General features: G+C 57.9%; 6 protein-coding genes. 4 read left to right on the top strand and 2 right to left on the bottom strand.

The features are described from left to right. On the bottom strand, positions 1 to 382 hold a 382-nt coding region (locus KOR42_RS26060; RefSeq protein WP_146512720.1), incomplete at its 3' end, for a hypothetical protein. Between the two features lie 291 nt (positions 383 to 673). Between KOR42_RS26060 and KOR42_RS26055 the strand changes: the two genes are divergently transcribed. The 4 genes from KOR42_RS26055 to KOR42_RS26040 all read left to right on the top strand — a co-directional run bounded on the left by KOR42_RS26055 (position 674) and on the right by KOR42_RS26040 (position 1,871). Continuing rightward, entirely contained in the window at positions 674 to 1,042 is a 369-nt protein-coding gene (locus KOR42_RS26055; RefSeq protein WP_197441627.1) for a winged helix-turn-helix domain-containing protein, read from the top strand. A gap of 3 nt (positions 1,043 to 1,045) precedes the next feature. Next, entirely contained in the window at positions 1,046 to 1,228 is a 183-nt protein-coding gene (locus KOR42_RS26050; protein WP_146510900.1) for a hypothetical protein, read from the top strand. 165 nt (positions 1,229 to 1,393) lie between these two features. Beyond that, positions 1,394 to 1,621: an AbrB/MazE/SpoVT family DNA-binding domain-containing protein gene (locus KOR42_RS26045; protein ID WP_146512718.1), complete on the top strand. Its 228-nt coding sequence runs from the start codon at positions 1,394 to 1,396 to the stop codon at positions 1,619 to 1,621. A gap of 37 nt (positions 1,622 to 1,658) precedes the next feature. Further along, positions 1,659 to 1,871, top strand: coding sequence for a hypothetical protein (locus KOR42_RS26040; protein ID WP_146512717.1), 213 nt, complete (start codon positions 1,659 to 1,661; stop codon positions 1,869 to 1,871). A gap of 124 nt (positions 1,872 to 1,995) precedes the next feature. On the opposite strand, the gene KOR42_RS26035 is transcribed toward KOR42_RS26040, so the two are convergent. Then, a partial coding sequence (locus KOR42_RS26035) for a site-specific DNA-methyltransferase (protein ID WP_197441626.1) occupies positions 1,996 to 2,291 on the bottom strand: 296 nt, incomplete at its 5' end.

Here is a 2,291-nt window from a genome sequence, read left to right as displayed (position 1 = left end):
CCGACTGCAGCAGGTCATCGTCATCCTCCAGAAGCCTGCGGGCATTGGCTGCCAGGAACTCGTGCAGCGCCCGCACCACCTTCGGGAGATTGATCGTCCGTCCTCCAAACGGGATTCCATACCGCTCCGCCTGCTCGTTGATGACCTTGGTCTGTCGTCCCGACATCTGGCGCCAGTGCTTCTGCGGGATCGACTCATAATACTGCCACCGCTTCTGCTCTTCCTGTTCCTTCTCATAGCGCTTGAGCGCGGACTGTTCCTGTGCGGTCGGTGTTTCTCCCGACATCACCTTGCGGTAAGCGCGGGAGGCCTGTTCCCGCTCGAGCTGCTGCGAGAGAGAGCGAGATTCAGGCGGTGAGACCGTTTTTTTGCGGGGAGGCATGAATTCTTACTTACTCGGGAAACAGAGACGTTGCGTACGAAAACCCCGCGATGGCGAGGACCACGGCTCACTACAGGCGCTGGAAGGAACCATGGATTCCTCACGGGTGCCAGGGAGGCGTTTGGGTCTCGCCGGGGAGCAGCGCGGCAGGAGCGACGTGAGAAGCTGTGAGACGTTCAGGTTTTGTGGACGAACGGAGTGGATGTCTGTCTGCACCCGAGGTAACTGATGGTCATCGGCTGTGATCAACGGCGATCGCGGCCACACAAACCTCACCAGGGAACACGAACGATGGCGACTCAAAAAACGACGACGAAGAAGACCACTGCAACGACGAACAAGAAAGCCGTTCCAAAGAAAGCTCCAGCGTCCAGCAACACGAACACCAAGCCCGCAAAGACCACCAAGCCACCCGCGAAGAAGAAGCTGTCGATGCTGGATGCAGCGGCGGTAGTCCTCGGCAACGCGAGCGAACCGTTGACCTCCAAACAGCTCATCGAACAGTTGGCCCAGCAAAAGCTCTGGACGAGTCCCAATGGAAAAACCCCGCACGCCACGCTTTACGCAGCGCTGGTTCGTGAGATCAACGGCAAGGGCGAGGCCTCCCGGTTCTCGAAGGTCGATAAGGGACTGTTCGCGCTGGCACAGAACGGGGAATAACCGATGACCGACTCCACACACCAACTGATTGAGGCGATTCACGCGGTGACATCCATCGTTCAACTGCGGATTGAGAACGGCGAACGTTCCACACACATCGACGCCCACGACCTCGTCGAAGTCCTGCTGTCGATCGCCGATCGACTTGAACCCGTTGTTGATCAGGAGCCACCGGAACCTCGCTGACCACCACCCTGTACGAACCCACGCCCCACGCTCCCCACGTGCGGGCGTTTTTTGGTTGGTGGGATTGGTTGTCGGGACTTGCAGACGTGGCCAACACTGGCCAACGTCGTTGCCCACGATACGAGTTGCATATACACTATGTGTATCCCATTCGGAGCACGAATCATGAGCAAGAACCTGATCAAGCACGGCAACAGCCTGGCGCTGGTGATCGACAAGCCGATTCTCGAACTGCTGCAGATCACCGCTGACACCCCGCTCGAACTGACCACCAACGGTGATGTGCTGCTGGTGACACCCGTCCGAGACAAACGCAGGCAACGCAAGCTCGAAGCCTCGCTGGAAAAGATCAACCAGAAGTTCAGCGACGATCTGCAACGGTTGGCGGAATAGGTCCTCACTCGCTGTTCTCGCTGACAGGTAGAAAGTCATGGCTGAACCGCTCATCACACGAAATTTTTCCATCTTCCTCGTGTCGCTGACCGCCGTGGTGCTCGCGGTCCCGTTTGCTGACCGGAACGATTGGAAGGGATGGGCCGCATTCTTTGTGGTCGTCGCTGCCGTCGGGTGGATCGTGGGAACACGATTCTGGTTCGTCGCACGAACGCTCAGAGACTGGTGGAGCGGCCATGATCTCGATTGATCAGAGCGCTGCAGAACCGGACACGTTTGCTCCCTCAATGAGCACACTCCGCTAGTAAAGAGTTCTTGACTTGTGATCTTCACTAGGCAAGGCTTCTTTACTAGCGAATTGGTGCATTCAATCATCATCCCGTCACCCGTTCCGCCTTGTTCCCGGTGAACGCTTCCCACCCGTAAAAACACCACTCGTGCGCTCCCATGAAGTCCTTGCGGGTCAGCACCGGGTGCTGCTTGTCCCAGATGATCGCCTGTGAGAAGTACAAGTCGTGCTGCTTCAGGTACGGAGGATAGTTGGCGCAGTTGGCATACCCGCCCCAGATGTAAAACGCCCGGCCTGGCTCCAGCACTCGCGCTGCGTTTCCGAACCAGGCATCGAGCAGTCGATCGAACTCTTCATCGGTCACGAAGTCGTTCGCCAGCG

Origin of the sequence: Thalassoglobus neptunius (assembly GCF_007859735.1) — a bacterium.
Taxonomy (GTDB): Bacteria; Planctomycetota; Planctomycetia; order Planctomycetales; family Planctomycetaceae; genus Thalassoglobus; species Thalassoglobus neptunius.
The sequence above is the reverse complement of the archived record's forward strand: the minus strand, read 5'-3'. Positions and strand labels throughout refer to the sequence as shown.

What these genes read in the sequence shown, in the direction of transcription:
- KOR42_RS26055 (WP_197441627.1), top strand. Translation starts at nt 674, where the DNA reads ATGGCGACTCAAAAAACGACGACGAAGAAGACCACTGCAACGACGAAC.
- KOR42_RS26040 (WP_146512717.1), top strand. Translation starts at nt 1,659, where the DNA reads ATGGCTGAACCGCTCATCACACGAAATTTTTCCATCTTCCTCGTGTCG.
- KOR42_RS26050 (WP_146510900.1), top strand. Translation starts at nt 1,046, where the DNA reads ATGACCGACTCCACACACCAACTGATTGAGGCGATTCACGCGGTGACA.
- KOR42_RS26045 (WP_146512718.1), top strand. Translation starts at nt 1,394, where the DNA reads ATGAGCAAGAACCTGATCAAGCACGGCAACAGCCTGGCGCTGGTGATC.